Genomic DNA, 14,845 nt, shown 5'->3' on the forward strand with positions numbered 1-14,845 from the left:
TCCGCTCCTTTGGATGCCGAATGCAATACCACCCACCTACCCCGCGCGCACCCATCCCAAAAACATCTTAAACTGCTTTACCTATGTGTGGAATTGTAGGCTACATCGGCCATCGTCAAGCTGATGCCCTTATAATTAAGGGACTGGAACGTCTGGAATACCGGGGCTACGACAGCGCCGGCATCGCGATCCTGAACGGCGAGCTTTCGATCTGGAAGAAGAAAGGGAAGGTCTCAGCCCTGCGCAAGGAAATAGCCAAGAACAATACTACCGGTACGGTAGGAATCGGACACACCCGCTGGGCCACTCACGGAGAACCCAACGACGTCAATGCCCACCCCCATACCGGCGGCAACCGTCGGCTGGCCCTGGTCCACAACGGAATCATAGAGAACTACGCGGTACTAAAGAACGCCCTCATCGCCGAAGGCCACACCTTCGAGAGCGAGACGGATACGGAAGTATTGGTCCACCTCATTGAAGAGATCCAGGACGAAGGCGATCTGCCGCTGGAAGAAGCCGTCCGCCTCGCCCTCGTGCGCGTGGAAGGCGCCTACGCCATAGCCGTGGTTGACAGCCGCAATCCGGAAGTCCTGGTAGGTGCCCGCAAAGCCAGTCCGCTGGTAGTGGGCATCGGTGAAGGCGAGTTCTTCATCGGCTCCGATGCGTCGCCCTTCCTCGACAGCACCCGCCGGGTGGTCTACCTGGACGACAACCAGATCGCCACCATCACCCTGCAGGAAGGTCTGAAAATCAAGAACACCGAGAACGAAGCCCAGCCCCCCTTCATCCAGGAGCTGGACATGCAGATCGAGGCCCTCGAAAAGAACGGCTACGATCACTTTATGCTCAAGGAGATCCACGAGCAGCCCACTACGATCTACGATGCCATGCGCGGACGGATCAGCAGCAAGGAAAACCGGGTCACACTCCGCGGCCTGGAGGAATACGCTAACCGCTTCGTGCGGGCCAATCGCATCATCATCGTGGCCTGCGGCACCAGTTACCACTCCGGGCTAATCGGGGAATACCTGATCGAGGACCTGGCCCGCATCCCCGTCGAGGTGGAGTACGCCAGCGAATTTCGCTACCGGAACCCCATTCTCAACGAGCGCGACATCGTAATTGCCCTTAGCCAAAGCGGGGAAACGGCCGATACCCTGGCCGCCCTCGAGCTTGCCAAAAGCAAGGGTGCCATGATCTACGGTATCGTCAATTCCGTAGGCAGCAGCATCGCCCGTCTCACCGACGCCGGAAGCTACATTCACGCCGGCCCGGAGATCGGAGTGGCAAGTACGAAAGCCTTTACCGGTCAGGTGACGGTATTGACCCTGCTGGCCCTTAGCATGGCCCAGAAACTGAGCACGATCAGCAGCACCACCTTCCATACGCTTACCGCGGAACTGGAAAGGATCCCCGAAAAGGTGAAGGAGTGCCTGCAAGCCGACGAGCACATCCGCTACATCGCCAAGGAGATCAAGCACCACCACAACGCCCTATACCTGGGCCGGGGCTACAACTTCCCCGTCGCCCTCGAAGGCGCGCTGAAACTCAAGGAGATCAGCTACATTCACGCCGAAGGCTACCCCGCCGCCGAAATGAAGCACGGCCCCATCGCCCTCATCGATGAAACCATGCCGGTCATCGTTACGGCCACCAACCGGTCGGCCTACGAGAAGATCATCAGCAATGTGCAGGAAGTACTGGCCCGCAAAGGGGTGGTGATTGCCGTCGTACCGAAGGGTGAGACCGCCATCAGTTCGATGGCCCACCACGTGATCGAAATTCCCAATACAGAAGAACAGCTGTCTCCCCTGCTGTCCGTCATTCCCCTTCAACTACTGAGTTACCACATCGCCGTGGAACTGGGACGCAACGTCGACCAGCCCCGCAACCTCGCCAAGTCGGTAACCGTCGAATAAACCCGCGCATCCGGCCCGCGTATCAACTAACAAAAACCCCCGTATGGATTGGGATATCGAATATAATACCAGCAACGCAGAACTGATCTACAGCGAGTACGGTCGAACCGTCCAGGAGCTCCTTCAGAAAGCGAACGAGATCGAGAGCGACGAAGACCGGCAGGCCTACGTCGAGCGGGTCATCAAGCTCATGCTCCAGATGCAGCCCAGCGTCAAGCAGCAGGAGAACTACCAGGAACGGCTGTGGAAGCACGCCTTCCGGATCGCCGGCGGCAAACTGAACGTGACCGTACCGGAAGGAATCAACGCTACCCCGGATCCCGAAGGCGTCACCCCCGAACCCCTCCCCTATCCCGACAGCCACAAGCGCATGCTTCACTACGGGAAGAACGTACTGGCCCTCATCGACAAGGGCAAGGCCATGGAAGACGGCCCCGAACGCGACCTGGTAACTTACACGGCAGCCTACTACATGAAGGTGGCCCTAACCGACTGGCGCGACGGCAAGTTTTTCAATGAGGACATGATTCGCAAGGACCTTTACGAGCTAAGCGACAAAACCCTGGTACTGCCCAAGGATGCCAAGATTGGTGAGCCCAGCAGCAACCAACCTTCCCAGGATACCGGCACACGCCGCAAGAAGAAAAAGAAGAAAGGCGGCGGTGGCGGCGGAGGCGGCGGCGGCGGCAACCGCAGTCGCAATTCCGGCAACCGCAGCCGCGGACGCCGGCGGCGCTAGAACCTAAAAAGCCCCGTTACGTGATCGTAACGGGGCTTTTTTAATGCTGTAACTTCAGCGGGCGGCGGAGAATAACGCGCGGACCGGTTTAGCCGAGGCGATTGACGTGCTCGGCCAGACCGGACTTCAGGTTATTGGCCTTGTTCTGGTGCCAGAGATTGCGCTTGGCCAGACGGTCGATCATGCTGAACAACTGCGGCAGTTGCTTTTCAGCTTCCGTGCGGTCCTCGAGATCCCGGAGCTTGCGGATGGCCGACCGGGTAGATTTCTTGTAGTAGCGGTTGTGGAGGCGCTTGCGCTCGTCCTGACGAATCCGCTTCTTGGCTGATTTATGATGTGCCATGGATAGATATTTTAGTCTTGGTTACGCTCCGCCGCGAGGATAGAGCTGAATTAGTCCGCAAAAGTACGACCAATTCCCTAGTTTACCAACTGTAGCTGATCCGAAAATTAATGCTTCTGCCCGGAGCATCGGCGAAGTACCGCTGCCGGTCCAGGTAATCGCGGTAGGCCTGATCCAGGAGGTTCTCGACTTCCAGTTCAAGGTTAAGGGGATTGCCGCCGAGGGTCAGGGTCTTCGCTAGTCCCGTTCCGATCAGGGCGTAGCCCGGTGGCGGGGGCAGAATATCCTGTTGGGGCTCGATGCGGTCCTGTCGCGCTACTACCAGGGCGGTAGCGGAAAGGGTAAGGTCGTTTGTCAGAGTATAGGTGAGGGCACTGCGCCAGTTCAGGGGAGGCATGTATACGAGTGGCAGCCCGTCCGATCGATTGTACCCCTGAACCACTGCCAGGCCACTCTCCAGATCGAAATCGGCCACATGCGCCAGCACGGCCAGTTGGCCGCCCCAGAGTTCGGCGTCCACGCCCCGGTAGGTGAAAACGGGGAAAGCCCCCCGGACGGTCAGTCGGAATTCCTGACCGGGCTCCAGGTTAATGAAGTTGTCGACGCGCTGGTAAAAGAGCCCGCCGGATACGGAAAGTGCACCGTTGCGGCTACCGTAACTCAGGTCCAGTGACCCCTTGAGCGATTGCTCCGGAACCAGGCTGCGGTCGCCTTCCTCGATGCCACTCACACCCTGGTGGAGTCCCTGGCTGTAGAGTTCATTGATCTGGGGGGCCCGCTGTCGGAAGGTGATCTCGCTTTCGCCACTGAGCCGGCTGTTCACCCGCAGGCTGGCACCCGCGCTCGCGCCCAAAGTATTGTAGTGGTGGCGGTACCGGACGACGCGCCGCGGGAGGTCGCGGCTGATGGTGAGGGCCTCGTAAAACTGGTGGTCCAGGCGCAGGCCGAAGTGATAGCGGAACTTTTCGGGCTTGTGGTGGAACGTCAGGTAGCCCCCCACCCGGTTGGCCAGGTAGTCGGGAATCAGGGGCAGTATGCCGGTGCCTGGCTGGTTGGTGTTGTCGACATTTTCCAGCTGGACGCCCGCCTCGAGCGACCGAAAAGCACCGAGTTTACGCTGGTGACCGGCCTCCAGGAGATGGCTGTACTGCAGGAGTTTCAGTGCCGCCTGGCCGTCGTCGCCCCGGCGTACGTCGAATTCCTTGCGGTTGTCGAGCTGCCCACCGTACTGCACGGTATACGAGGTTCGGTCGGTTGGAGTGAAGATGAGTTCGCCCTTTAGCAGGTGATGACTAACCCGCTGCCGCGGGGAAGCAAAATCGTAGCTGAAGCCACTTTCCGTATAGAAGGGTCTTTCCCGGCCGATGGCTTCCTGCAAGTCGCTCAGGTTGCCGACGTGGGAGCCGCGCAGGACACCGATCTCAGCGTTGAACAGGCTATAGTAGCCACGCGCCGTAAGTTTCGGGCTGATGAACTTGGCTGCCTGCAGGGCGAAGTCACCTTCCCGTTGTCCGGTATTGGTGAGGTAGTAGTCGGGGGCCCTGCGGTCTCCGCTCATCTTGAGGCTCCCGCTGAGTCGGTAAGCGACGAAGGCCGTGTCCGTGAGCCGGGCATTCAGGGTATGGCCCCATCCGTTGGAGTGCAGGCCGTAGGCCACTTTACCGCCCGGGGAGGTACGTTCGGTCAGGGGGGCCGGCTCGATGAGCACCGTAGGCCCCAGCGTACTGCCGGCGTAGCGCAGCGCATCCACGCCTTTGACAACACGCACGTAGGCCGCTACCCAGGGGTCGATTTCCGGAGCGTGGTCGTTGCCCCACTGCTGCCCCGCCTGGGGCACACCGTTGTTCTGGATGCTCAGCCGGTTGCCGTACAGTCCTTCAAAGACGGGTTTGTTCGCCGCCGTTCCCGTACGCAGGCTACTGACGCCCGTGATGCGTTCCAGGACCAAACCAAGCTGCTGGTCGGCCTCCCGGTCGAGCCGCTCCTCGTACGCCACCCCGGCACCGGTGGAAGTTACCGTGACGGTCTCGGTATAATTGTCGTGGTGGTGCAGGTATACGTTGAAGGAGGTGTCCTGCCGCAGATCGAAGGTCACCACCTTGGGATCGCAACCAATGTGGCTGAAGCGCAGCGTAAGGGGGCCCGGGCAGCGCGCCGTCAGTTCGAAGCGGCCGTCGGCATCGGCCTGCACGCCCTCCCCGCTTTCCACGGCATATACGCTCGCGAAGGCCAGTTCCTCACGGCCGTGCTCGTCGAGCATTTTTCCCGAGACGCTCAGGTTACAGTCCTGGGCGCGAACGCAGGTGCAAAGCCCCAGTAGCAGGGCGCCGGCTAAGAGGGTTCCGCGGTTCATTATCCTAATTTCCGATCGATACCGGGAAGGTGACCTCGATATCGGTCTCTCCTCCGGCTGCGGAGGGGTTGGAAATGGTGGCCGAACTTCCCTTGGTGGGCAGGTGGCGAAGGATAATCTTGAGGGTGCCACTGGAGAACCCGCCGGTCTCCACTTCGGTCAGGACGCCCAGGGGATTGCCGTCGCCGTCCGAATCACGGTACCGGATGGTGGTCTCCAGCCCCGCACTGGGAATGTAGAAGAATTGGTGGTCGGCGGCCTCGTTGATGACCTCGGCGGTGATGTCCTGGGGATTGCTGGAATCCGACAAGTTGGCCACGATAAGGGTACCGTCGTAGAGCGTATTGACGGCCAGGGAGCCGGTTACGTTGACCAGCGCGGGTTCGGCGCCGTCGCCGTCCGGGTCGCTGAAGGTCATGGTGACCTCTTCACTGCCGCCGCCGACGGGCTTGAGCTGGTAGATGACGTCGGTAATCACTTCCTCCTCGTTCTCGATCACGGGGTCTTCCTTGCTTCCACAGGCGGAACAGACGAACAGGAAAAACAGAAGGGCAATGGGCAGGAAACGGGTCATGGGTAATGCTGAGGTTATTGGGTTAGCAACGCGTAAGAAGCGTGGCGGTTGGCGCAAAGGTAAAAGAGCCCCGACTGCAGTAGCAGCCGGGGCTCGAAATGGTCATGTCTGTTGCGGAACCCGGTCGTGACTCGGTCCCTGCTTCAGATAGGTTTAATTCTGTGCGAGGCGGTCCATGACCTCTCCCAATTCGCGGATGATCTGCTCACCGGCGGGGTCCTCTACTAGGGCGGTCATGATGTAGTTGCGGTCGGCGTCCTGCACCAGGGCGCAGTCGGCGTGGTAGACGCTCCAGGAGCCCGACTTGCGGTACACCTTGGCGCGGGGGGCAACGCGATCGAGAGTATTGACGAACTTGTGGTGCAGCTCGGGGTCAACGAGGTAGCTCATCATTTTTTCGCTGCTCTCGGGGCTTACCAGACGACCGTTGGCCAGCAGGTAGAAGTAGCGGCAGATCTGGTCCGTGGTAGCGGCGTGGCTGATGCCCTTCATCGGATCGGGGTAGCGGCGACCGCCGGCGGCGTAGCGCTTGCCTACCCAAAGTCCGCCTCCGTTCTTGGGATCGTAGAGTTCGTGACGCGGATCGCGCATGGTGCGCTCGATGTGCTCGAAGGACACGCGGTCGATCATGCGGGTAGTGGCTGCGTTGTTGGATTTGGCGATCATAAGGCGCATATCGGCTTTGATCTCGGGGGTTTCCTTCAGTTCGCCCCGTTCGATGGCATCGTGGGCAGCGGCCAGTACGGCGATCTTGGGCAGGCTGGCGGCGTACATCATGTGCTTGCCGTTCAGGGTGGCGAAGCGGGGGTTGGTCTCGTCGCGCAGGTCTACCAGGCCGACGGAAAGTTTCTTGCTGCGGTAAAGCTTGGCCCAGACCGGGTTAGCCAGGATGGCGGCTTTAAGCTGGGATTCGAAGGTCTTGTCCTCGTAGTCGCGCAGTCGGTAGGAGGGAGCGAGGACTTCTTCGGTAATTTCGGGAAGAACGGGTGTTTCGGCAGTGACTTTTTCTTCGGTAGGCGTCTCAAGGTTAACCGGAACGAAAAAAGCATTGGCAGCCGTAAAATCTCCGTTGAGGTAACTGGTTAGGTCCAGATCGGTACTGCTCATGAAGAAGGCGGCAGCTACGGAGAGGAAAAGGAAGAAAGGTTTCTTAAGCATAAGGATAGACTTGCACGTTAAACAGGGTCCGGACCACCGGAGGGTGGTACCGTGATAAGGCTGTAGTCTGGTGTTGCTTGGCTGGAAAGTCGCGAAAAATCAAGCCGGCGACTCGGCTGAACTGGGGCCGCCCCGTGGGGCGTCGGATTGAATACAATACAAAGGTAGACAGGGTTGCTGAGCATTCCAACTGAAATGCGGCAAATCGGCCGTTTAACAGAACCTTAACGGCCGTGCGCCGGCTCTAGTACGACCGGACCGAAACTTTTGTTGCCCAGACCGTTAGAACGGTTCCCTTAAAATTCAGATGTCTGGTGGAAGACGATCTCCGGGTGGTTATCCTTGGCCATTTGCAGCGTCCAGGCACTCTCCGCGAGATAGACCATCCGCCCCTCTTTGTCCAGGGCTATTTGCTGCCGCCGGCGTTCGGCGAATGCATCCAGTGCTTTCTGATCGGCGCTGCTTACCCAAAGGGCCTTGTGCAGGTTAATGGGCTCGTAGATTACGGTGGCACCGTACTCGTGTTCCAGACGGTACTGTATGACGTCGAACTGCAGGGCACCGACGGTCCCGATGATCTGCGCGTTGTCTACCCCGCGGGTGAACAGCTGGGCCACGCCCTCGTCCATCAACTGATCGATTCCCTTGGCCAGTTGCTTTGATTTCATCGGGTCGCCATTGACCACGCGGCGGAACTGCTCGGGACTGAAGCTTGGAATGCCCTTAAAGTGCAGTTCCTCACCCTCGGTGAGCGTGTCTCCAATCTTGAAGTTCCCGGAGTCGTACAAGCCCACAACGTCGCCCGCGTAGGCGGCATCGATAACCTCCTTGCGGTCGGCCATGAAACTGGTCGGGTTGGCAAACTTCAGTTTGCGCCCTTGCCGGACGTGCAGGTAGTTCGTATTCCGCTCGAAAGTGCCGGAACAGATGCGCAGGAAGGCGATCCGGTCGCGGTGGCGGGGGTCCATATTGGCGTGGATCTTGAAGACGAAGCCGGCAAACTGCTCTTCATTGGGTTCCACCTGCCGCTCTTCCGTCGGACGGGGCAGCGGCGGTGGCGCGATGCGCACGAAGCAATCCAGCAGTTCCTTCACGCCGAAGTTGTTAACCGCCGATCCGAAGAAAACGGGACTGACGCCGCCCCGCAGGTACACCTCCCGGTCGAAGGCCGGATAGACGCCCCGAATCATTTCTACTTCCTCGCGCAGCTCGTCGGCGGCGTCCTGCCCGATCAGGCGTACCAGCCCCGGGTCTTCCAAGTCCGTGAATTCAATGGTCTCTTCTGGCCGCCCCTGCTTGTTGTCGGGTCGGAAGAGCACGATCCGCTCCTCGAAGAGGTTGTACACTCCCTGAAAGCGGTCGCCCATGCCGATGGGCCAACTCAGGGGAACCACCTTAAGGAAGAGCTTCTGTTCCACTTCGTCGAGCAGGTCGAAGGCCTCCTTGCCCGGCCGGTCCATCTTGTTGATGAAGACGATGACCGGTGTCTTGCGCATGCGGCAGACCTCCACCAGCTTTTCCGTCTGCTCCTCAACCCCTTTGGCTACGTCGATCACGACGATCACGCTGTCCACGGCGGTAAGGGTGCGGTAGGTATCCTCGGCAAAGTCCTTGTGACCGGGCGTATCCAGAATATTGATCTTCTTGCCGGCGTAATCGAAGGCCATCACGGATGTAGCCACGGAGATGCCCCGCTGCCGCTCGATCTCCATGAAGTCCGAGGTGGTGCTCTTCTTGATCTTGTTGCTCTTGACGGCACCGGCTTCCTGAATGGCGCCGCCGAAGAGCAGCAGCTTCTCGGTCAGCGTCGTCTTACCGGCGTCGGGGTGAGCCACGATGCCGAAGGTGCGGCGTTTGGCAATTTCTGAATTTTGCTTGGTCATAATCGGCCGCAAAGATATATCTTTGCCGGCCAATCGCCATCCTAGCTCAGTTGGTAGAGCAATTCATTCGTAATGAATAGGTCGTCGGTTCGAGTCCGATGGATGGCTCCCACAAAAAAGTCCCGCTCTCCGTGTTGAGAGCGGGACTTTTTTTGTTCCGGCGGGTAGGGCTTACTGCTTTTTCTGGTTGTTGCCCGGCGTCACGCCACCGGCCACCTGGTTCTTTGGATTGGTGGTCGCGGTGGAGAAAGCCGCCTTGTACTCGTTGTCGGTGTACTTGGGATCTACCAGGGTATCGCCGGCCATGCGGATGGAATCGGCCCGGCGGGCGTAATTGGTGGTCCCGGTGGTGACGCCACCCTGGCGCGCCGACTGTTCTTCGTATTCAATATCTCCGTCGCCGTCCTGGTCGTCGTCCTCATAGTCCGGCGACGTTTCGATGGTCTCCTGCGGGTCGATCTCACCTTCCCGGGTAGACGAATTTCCACAGGCCGTAAAGAAGGGGACCGCGCCGAGGAACAGGATCAAGGTATGCAAAAAGGTCTTCATGGGTAGATAATTTTGGTAGGGTTATAGGTCGGTCGTTTGGTTTCCTACGTCGTAGCGAAAAATGGCGTTGAGCGGCTCCGTATCGTCGGGTAACTCGTCGCGATCCAGGTTATAGACCCGCGCGCCGGACTGGAAGGCCCGCACGGCGGCGAGGTTGTACAGTTCGGTGGCGTTCTTGTCTTCGTCGTGCATGATTTTCACGCCGTTGTTCTCTGGCGTGTACTCCCCGTAGGCGTAAGCATTTCGGTCCATCCACAGGGCCGCGACGCGACCGTTGACGGCGGCAGGTACGATCTGCTGGATGTCGGTGCTGGCTTCATCGGCCGCCTGGTTATCGCCGTACAATTTGCGGTCCCGTTCCTTTTGGGCGTCGAAGTGATTCGCCACCGCAGCCCACGCTTTTTCATGGATCAGGCCGGGATTGTCCTCTTCCAGATTACCGGCCGCGAAGTCTTCGGTGTACAGGTGAGCGTAGGTGTTGGCTTCCTGGTAAATAGGAATGAGTTCTTCCACGCCGCCCAGGACCAGTGGGGCGTTATCGTCGCAGAGGTAGTCGCTGATGCCCTTGTCGACCCGGTCCAGATACGTCTTCACATCCTCCACATCGTTACTGGGATCACCGCCCCGACCGAAATAAACCTGGTTGTTGCTGCCGCGTCCGCCTTCCGCACCGCCCGCACGCGAGAGGTTATTTTCGGGGTCGTCCTGCAACAGGGCGGCATCCATGTTCTGAGGCACCAGGCCCTGGAGGTCCACCTCACTGATGGAGTATTCGGTGCCGGTGTAAAGCTTTACCGCCCCTTTGCTCAGGGCGAGGAAGTGGAAACGGTTCTGCTCGCCGACGATGGGGATGAGCGGGCGGAGGTAAAATTCTTCCGATACGTAAATCATGGGCTCAAAATCGATCGGGCAGGCGTAGTGCTCGAATCTGTCTTTGGCCACGAAGACCGCCAGGCCCTCGCTTTGGTTCTTCCAAAAATCCGGGTTGTCCCCCAGGGTGTGCGCTTGCTTCAGAAATGCCTCCGCCTCGGCGTGGGCAAGGTCGTACCGCTTCTCCAGTTTCTGGGTGGCCGTCTGCAATGCGTTCTTGTACCGGATCCGGTCCTCTTCCTCCTTGCCGACCCGGTAGGTCGGAATATAAATGCTGACGGAGTAAGGGTTGCGCGCGGCGGCGAGAGAATCAAATTGCGTTCGGGTGATCATAGCTGATAAAGGTTAAAGTTCAAGGATAGGTTGCGGGTGGTGAAAAGGGATGCTCGGTCAGGTAGTGCGCCTCCGCCCCCGGAAGACCAGAAAAAGGATAAGCCCGAAAAAGATGACCCCACAGATGATGACCAACCCGTAGGTATTGAAAAAATTATCACCTGGGGGGGCGTCCACGTTGGAGGAACTGTAGGGGCTTTCGCCCTCCGGCTGGGCCAGGAGCGTGGCCGTGGTCAGCATTGCAGAAAACAGCAGAAAGAACAGGCGTTGAAAATTCAGGTGCATAGCGGATTTGTGAAGATGTGAAAGGCCGCGAACGGGCATCCCCGAACGCGGCCTTAGTAACAATTCGTGGAACTTCTAGGCCCTTCTGAACAGTCCGGAAACCAGGCTGATCACGAGCAGGACGAGGAAGATGTAGAACAGGATCTTGGCAATGCCAGCAGCTGCGCCGGCGAAACCACCGAACCCGAGAAGTGCCGCGACAATGGCGATCACAAAGAAGATAAGGGCATAACGTAACATGATGTGTTGTTTTGGTTAAGGTTACCGAAAGCGCCCCGGGTACCAAGCTGTGGCTGTTCGCTTTCTTTATCAGTACAACCGGATTTGGAAAGACCATGTTCGGTACGCATTTAATTTGCCACCACCAACTAATGCCGGTTTTTTCTCGTTGATCGCGTATGCCCCAAACCGAACACCAGCTCATCTTTCAGAACGTCCAGAGCGACCACCTGAGGCAATGGTTTGCTGAGACCCTGGCCGCCTACCCCGAGCTCCTTCCCCACCCCATATACCTGCGAAAAGTAGCCATGCGCTACAGCACCATGCGCGCCCAGCCCGTAATCAACTGGGGCTTTTTCCGGCGGGCGCACCGGCACTACCGGGTGGATTTCAGCAACCACCTCGAAGTGACCGTCCACGTCAAGGTGCGCGAACTGCCGCGGGAAGTAGTGGTCGGCTGGTTCGCCCACGAGCTCGGCCATATCGTCGACTACCTCGACCGGCCTTGGCGGGGCATGATCGCCTTTGGGTTGGGTTACGCCCTCTGGTCCAGGTACATGCGTGAGGCCGAAAAGCGTGCCGACTCTATTGCGGTCGACCACGGTTTCGGAGCCGAGGTCCTGGCCACCAAACGCTACCTCATCAACCACGCTACCCTGCCGAAGCACTACAAGAAACGGCTGCGCAAGTATTACCTCTCCGCCGACGAGATTGAGGCCCTCATCACCGCCTACGAGGAGGAAGGAGAGATGCCGGACATCGTAGAAATTTAGGACAAAACATCGTCCGGGGCGCGGCCGCAGGTACCGCGGGCGAACACGGCCGCCGGGCGGGGTGGTTCAGCATTAACTCCAACTCCCCCGCTATGTCCGTTCACTCCATCGACCAACAGTACCGCAACTGGCTGGTCAAAGCTCCCCTCGGCCTGGTCCTCACCGGACTCGGTGCCAGCCTCATCAGCGACGCCGCGATCACGCGGTACTCCGGCGCGCCTACCCTGCGCTGGGTGGGCTACGGCACGCTGGCGCTGACGGTCTTCAACAGTGGCCTCTGCATACTGGCCGACGCCGCGAAGCACCGCGCCCACTACGAGCGACTCCGGGAGTAGATTACCGGCTCTCGGCCGGTCGCGGTATATTGGACAATCAAAACCAAAGTGAATGTCTGCCCTCTACCGCTGCTGTTGTCTTTTTATCGCCCTTGGATTGCTTCCGGTCACCCGCACGGCGACCTGCGTCCGCGCCCAACAGAACCTCGACTATCAGGTCCCGCCCCGCGAGATCCTGGAGTTGGTGGACGTGCCGCTGGCCCCCACCGTACTCATGGACGATGAGCACGCACACATGGTACTCCTGTATCGGGATGCCTATTCCACGATCGAGGACCTCTCGGAGACGGAATTGCGCCTCGGCGGCCTGCGGATCGATCCGACCACCAATATCGGAAGCCGCACTACTTACTATAACGACGTGAAGGTGCGGGCCGTAAACGCAGCACCCGGCACGGAAGCGGGTTTGCAGGGGCTGCCGGAAAGCCCCCGTCTGGCCAACTTCACCTGGTCGCCCGACCAGCAAATGATCGCCATGACTCATACGGCCGAAGAAGGCGTGGAAGTGTGGGTCGCCGACCTGGCCACTGCCACGGTCCGCCGGCTCACCGGTCCCAGCGTGAACGCCAACCTGCGCGACGTGATCAACTGGGACGAGGACGGCCGATCGCTGCTCGTCAAGATGCTACCCGACGACCGCCAACCCCTGATCGACGCGAACCGCTCGGTGCCCACCGGGCCTACCATTTCCGTAGCCGACGGGGAAAAGGCGCAGAACCGTACTTACCAGGACCTGCTGAGCAATCCGAACGACGAATACAACTTCGAACAGTTGGCCCGCTCGGTCATCCATCGGGTCACGCTCGACGGTAAGTCGACGGAGTTTCTACCGGCGGCTATGTACGACGGCATCACCTTCAGCCCGGACGGATCGTACGTGCTGGTGGAAAGCATCGAGCGTCCGTTTTCCTACATCGTACCCTACTACCGCTTTCCCACCACCACTACCGTCTATACCCGCGGCGGTCAGCCGGTGCAGACCGTAGCCGAACTACCCCTCATCGAGGTGATGCCCCAGGGCTTCATGGCCACCACCACGGAACGCCGGAGCATTCAGTGGCGTGCGGACCGCCCCGCTACCCTGGTCTATGTACAGGCCCTCGACGGTGGCGACCCGGAGCAGGAAGCCGAGTACCGCGACGCGATTTATCAGCTGGAGGCCCCCTTCGCCGGCGAGGGCCGGCCACTGCTCAAAGTGGTGAACCGCTACGCCGGAATCGAATGGGGCGACGAGGAAACCGCCGTGGCCTACGACCGCTGGTTCGACACCCGCAACCGTAAGGTATACGTATTCAACCCCTCCGATGCCGACCAGCCGGCCCGCGTGCTGTTCGACTTGAATTACCAGGACCGCTACAGTGATCCCGGCGACTTCGTGACCACCCGCAACGACTACGGCAGCGAAGTGCTGGCGTTGGACGGTGAAGAAGCGTACCTGATCGGCGACGGCTTCACGGCTGCCGGGCAATTCCCCTTCCTGCACGCCATCGACCTTTCCACCGGGGAGGTCGAAGACCTGTATACCTCCACCTACACCGACCGGCTGGAGGACCTGCAGGAGTACGATCCGGAAAGCGACCGGCTGCTGGTGCGGCTGGAATCGCCCACCGACTACCCCAACTACTACTTCCGCGACCTGGAGGAGGACGAACTTACCCAGCTGACCAGTTTTCCCAATCCTTTTCAAAGCCTGCAGCAGGTGCACAAAGAGGTGATCACTTACCGCCGCGACGACGGGCTGGAACTTACTGGTACGCTCTACCTTCCCGAAAACTACGATACCACCTCCGGGGACAAGCTGCCGCTGATCCTGTGGGCGTATCCACGCGAGTTCAAGGACAAGGCCAGCGCGGCCCAGACCACCTCGAACCCCAATGAATTTACGTATCCGTACTACGGATCACCGGTTTACTGGGTGACGCGCGGTTACGCCGTACTTGACGACGCCGCCTTCCCGATCGTCGGGGAGGGGGAGGAAGAGCCGAACGACTCCTTCCGCTCCCAACTCGTGGCCAATGCCAAGGCGGCCATCGACGCGGTGGACCGGATGGGCTACGTTGACCGGGACCGCGTAGCGGTGGGCGGACACAGCTACGGTGCCTTCATGGTGGCCAACCTGCTCAGTCACAGCGACCTGTTCGCCGCCGGGATCGCCCGCAGCGGTGCGTACAACCGCACGCTGACCCCCTTCGGGTTTCAGAGCGAGCAGCGTAACTACTGGGAAGCCCCGGAAGTATACTACACCATGTCGCCCTTCATGCACGCCGATAAAATGAAGACTCCGCTCCTGCTGATCCACGGAGAGGCCGACAACAATTCGGGCACCTACCCCCTGCAGAGCGAGCGCTACTTCAATGCGCTGAAGGGACTGGGCGCCACGGTACGGCTCGTCATGCTGCCTAAGGAAAGCCACGGCTACCGGGCCAAGGAAAGCATCCTCCACCTGCTCTGGGAGCAGGACCAGTGGCTGGAAAAGCACGTCAAGAACAAGGAGCCGATGCGCCGGTAA

General features: G+C 59.6%; 14 protein-coding genes and 1 tRNA gene. 6 read left to right on the forward strand and 9 right to left on the reverse strand.

The window, feature by feature from the left end; all coding sequences use genetic code 11:
* The first annotated feature begins 83 nt into the window (after positions 1 to 83).
* Together glmS and E4021_RS04970 are read left to right on the forward strand one after the other, a co-directional pair.
* Complete coding sequence (glmS, locus tag E4021_RS04965; RefSeq protein ID WP_136456926.1) at positions 84 to 1,922, forward strand: glutamine--fructose-6-phosphate transaminase (isomerizing); 1,839 nt, start codon at positions 84 to 86, stop codon at positions 1,920 to 1,922.
* A 43-nt stretch (positions 1,923 to 1,965) separates the two neighbouring features.
* Positions 1,966 to 2,661: a DUF4290 domain-containing protein gene (locus E4021_RS04970; RefSeq protein ID WP_136456928.1), complete on the forward strand. Its 696-nt coding sequence runs from the start codon at positions 1,966 to 1,968 to the stop codon at positions 2,659 to 2,661.
* An 88-nt stretch (positions 2,662 to 2,749) separates the two neighbouring features.
* Here E4021_RS04970 and rpsT read toward each other — a convergent pair whose 3' ends face one another.
* The 5 genes from rpsT to E4021_RS04995 all read right to left on the reverse strand — a co-directional run bounded on the left by rpsT (position 2,750) and on the right by E4021_RS04995 (position 8,972).
* Complete coding sequence (gene rpsT / locus E4021_RS04975; RefSeq protein ID WP_136456930.1) at positions 2,750 to 3,004, reverse strand: 30S ribosomal protein S20; 255 nt, start codon at positions 3,002 to 3,004, stop codon at positions 2,750 to 2,752.
* Between the two features lie 82 nt (positions 3,005 to 3,086).
* On the reverse strand, positions 3,087 to 5,357 hold the full coding sequence (locus E4021_RS04980) for a TonB-dependent receptor (RefSeq protein ID WP_136456932.1): 2,271 nt from the start codon (positions 5,355 to 5,357) through the stop codon (positions 3,087 to 3,089).
* A 4-nt stretch (positions 5,358 to 5,361) separates the two neighbouring features.
* On the reverse strand, positions 5,362 to 5,931 hold the full coding sequence (locus E4021_RS04985; RefSeq protein WP_136456934.1) for a type 1 periplasmic binding fold superfamily protein: 570 nt from the start codon (positions 5,929 to 5,931) through the stop codon (positions 5,362 to 5,364).
* A 153-nt stretch (positions 5,932 to 6,084) separates the two neighbouring features.
* Positions 6,085 to 7,089 carry a serine hydrolase gene (locus tag E4021_RS04990; RefSeq protein WP_246050225.1) on the reverse strand — a complete coding sequence of 335 codons (1,005 nt, stop codon included), beginning with the start codon at positions 7,087 to 7,089 and terminating at the stop codon, positions 6,085 to 6,087.
* Positions 7,090 to 7,385: 296 nt separating this feature from the next.
* Entirely contained in the window at positions 7,386 to 8,972 is a 1,587-nt protein-coding gene (locus E4021_RS04995; RefSeq protein ID WP_211096963.1) for a peptide chain release factor 3, read from the reverse strand.
* A 35-nt stretch (positions 8,973 to 9,007) separates the two neighbouring features.
* Here E4021_RS04995 and E4021_RS05000 point away from each other — a divergent pair.
* Positions 9,008 to 9,080: transfer RNA gene (locus tag E4021_RS05000), tRNA-Thr, on the forward strand.
* Positions 9,081 to 9,143: 63 nt separating this feature from the next.
* Here the strand turns inward: E4021_RS05000 and E4021_RS05005 are convergent.
* From E4021_RS05005 to E4021_RS05020, 4 genes are all read right to left on the reverse strand, one after another.
* Complete coding sequence (locus tag E4021_RS05005) at positions 9,144 to 9,521, reverse strand: hypothetical protein (RefSeq protein WP_136456936.1); 378 nt, start codon at positions 9,519 to 9,521, stop codon at positions 9,144 to 9,146.
* Positions 9,522 to 9,542: 21 nt separating this feature from the next.
* Positions 9,543 to 10,724, reverse strand: a complete 1,182-nt coding sequence (locus tag E4021_RS05010) for a baeRF3 domain-containing protein (protein WP_136456937.1) — start codon at positions 10,722 to 10,724, stop codon at positions 9,543 to 9,545.
* A gap of 57 nt (positions 10,725 to 10,781) precedes the next feature.
* Positions 10,782 to 11,009 (reverse strand): hypothetical protein, encoded by a 228-nt coding sequence (locus E4021_RS05015; protein WP_136456939.1) that lies wholly within the window; start codon positions 11,007 to 11,009, stop codon positions 10,782 to 10,784.
* A 75-nt stretch (positions 11,010 to 11,084) separates the two neighbouring features.
* Entirely contained in the window at positions 11,085 to 11,249 is a 165-nt protein-coding gene (locus E4021_RS05020) for a DUF1328 domain-containing protein (RefSeq protein WP_099104974.1), read from the reverse strand.
* Positions 11,250 to 11,407: 158 nt separating this feature from the next.
* On the opposite strand from E4021_RS05020, the gene E4021_RS05025 reads away from it, so the two are divergent.
* From E4021_RS05025 to E4021_RS05035, 3 genes are all read left to right on the forward strand, one after another.
* The gene (locus E4021_RS05025; RefSeq protein ID WP_136456941.1) at positions 11,408 to 12,001 is read left to right on the forward strand and encodes a hypothetical protein; all 594 of its coding nucleotides are present in this window, start codon (positions 11,408 to 11,410) and stop codon (positions 11,999 to 12,001) included.
* A gap of 92 nt (positions 12,002 to 12,093) precedes the next feature.
* Positions 12,094 to 12,336: a hypothetical protein gene (locus tag E4021_RS05030; RefSeq protein ID WP_136456943.1), complete on the forward strand. Its 243-nt coding sequence runs from the start codon at positions 12,094 to 12,096 to the stop codon at positions 12,334 to 12,336.
* Between the two features lie 52 nt (positions 12,337 to 12,388).
* Positions 12,389 to 14,845 carry a S9 family peptidase gene (locus E4021_RS05035; RefSeq protein ID WP_136456945.1) on the forward strand — a complete coding sequence of 819 codons (2,457 nt, stop codon included), beginning with the start codon at positions 12,389 to 12,391 and terminating at the stop codon, positions 14,843 to 14,845.

It is taken from the genome of Neolewinella litorea, assembly GCF_004803465.1.
In the GTDB taxonomy this organism is placed as follows: domain Bacteria; phylum Bacteroidota; class Bacteroidia; order Chitinophagales; family Saprospiraceae; genus Neolewinella; species Neolewinella litorea.

Bases quoted from the DNA above. Each gene is read 5' to 3' on its own strand.
- glmS (WP_136456926.1), top strand. From the start codon at position 84: ATGTGTGGAATTGTAGGCTACATCGGCCATCGTCAAGCTGATGCCCTT.
- E4021_RS04980 (WP_136456932.1), bottom strand. From the start codon at position 5,357: ATGAACCGCGGAACCCTCTTAGCCGGCGCCCTGCTACTGGGGCTTTGC.
- rpsT (WP_136456930.1), bottom strand. From the start codon at position 3,004: ATGGCACATCATAAATCAGCCAAGAAGCGGATTCGTCAGGACGAGCGC.
- E4021_RS05035 (WP_136456945.1), top strand. From the start codon at position 12,389: ATGTCTGCCCTCTACCGCTGCTGTTGTCTTTTTATCGCCCTTGGATTG.
- E4021_RS04985 (WP_136456934.1), bottom strand. From the start codon at position 5,931: ATGACCCGTTTCCTGCCCATTGCCCTTCTGTTTTTCCTGTTCGTCTGT.
- E4021_RS04990 (WP_246050225.1), bottom strand. From the start codon at position 7,089: ATGCTTAAGAAACCTTTCTTCCTTTTCCTCTCCGTAGCTGCCGCCTTC.
- E4021_RS05015 (WP_136456939.1), bottom strand. From the start codon at position 11,009: ATGCACCTGAATTTTCAACGCCTGTTCTTTCTGCTGTTTTCTGCAATG.
- E4021_RS05020 (WP_099104974.1), bottom strand. From the start codon at position 11,249: ATGTTACGTTATGCCCTTATCTTCTTTGTGATCGCCATTGTCGCGGCA.
- E4021_RS04995 (WP_211096963.1), bottom strand. From the start codon at position 8,972: ATGACCAAGCAAAATTCAGAAATTGCCAAACGCCGCACCTTCGGCATC.
- E4021_RS05030 (WP_136456943.1), top strand. From the start codon at position 12,094: ATGTCCGTTCACTCCATCGACCAACAGTACCGCAACTGGCTGGTCAAA.
- E4021_RS04970 (WP_136456928.1), top strand. From the start codon at position 1,966: ATGGATTGGGATATCGAATATAATACCAGCAACGCAGAACTGATCTAC.
- E4021_RS05025 (WP_136456941.1), top strand. From the start codon at position 11,408: ATGCCCCAAACCGAACACCAGCTCATCTTTCAGAACGTCCAGAGCGAC.
- E4021_RS05005 (WP_136456936.1), bottom strand. From the start codon at position 9,521: ATGAAGACCTTTTTGCATACCTTGATCCTGTTCCTCGGCGCGGTCCCC.
- E4021_RS05010 (WP_136456937.1), bottom strand. From the start codon at position 10,724: ATGATCACCCGAACGCAATTTGATTCTCTCGCCGCCGCGCGCAACCCT.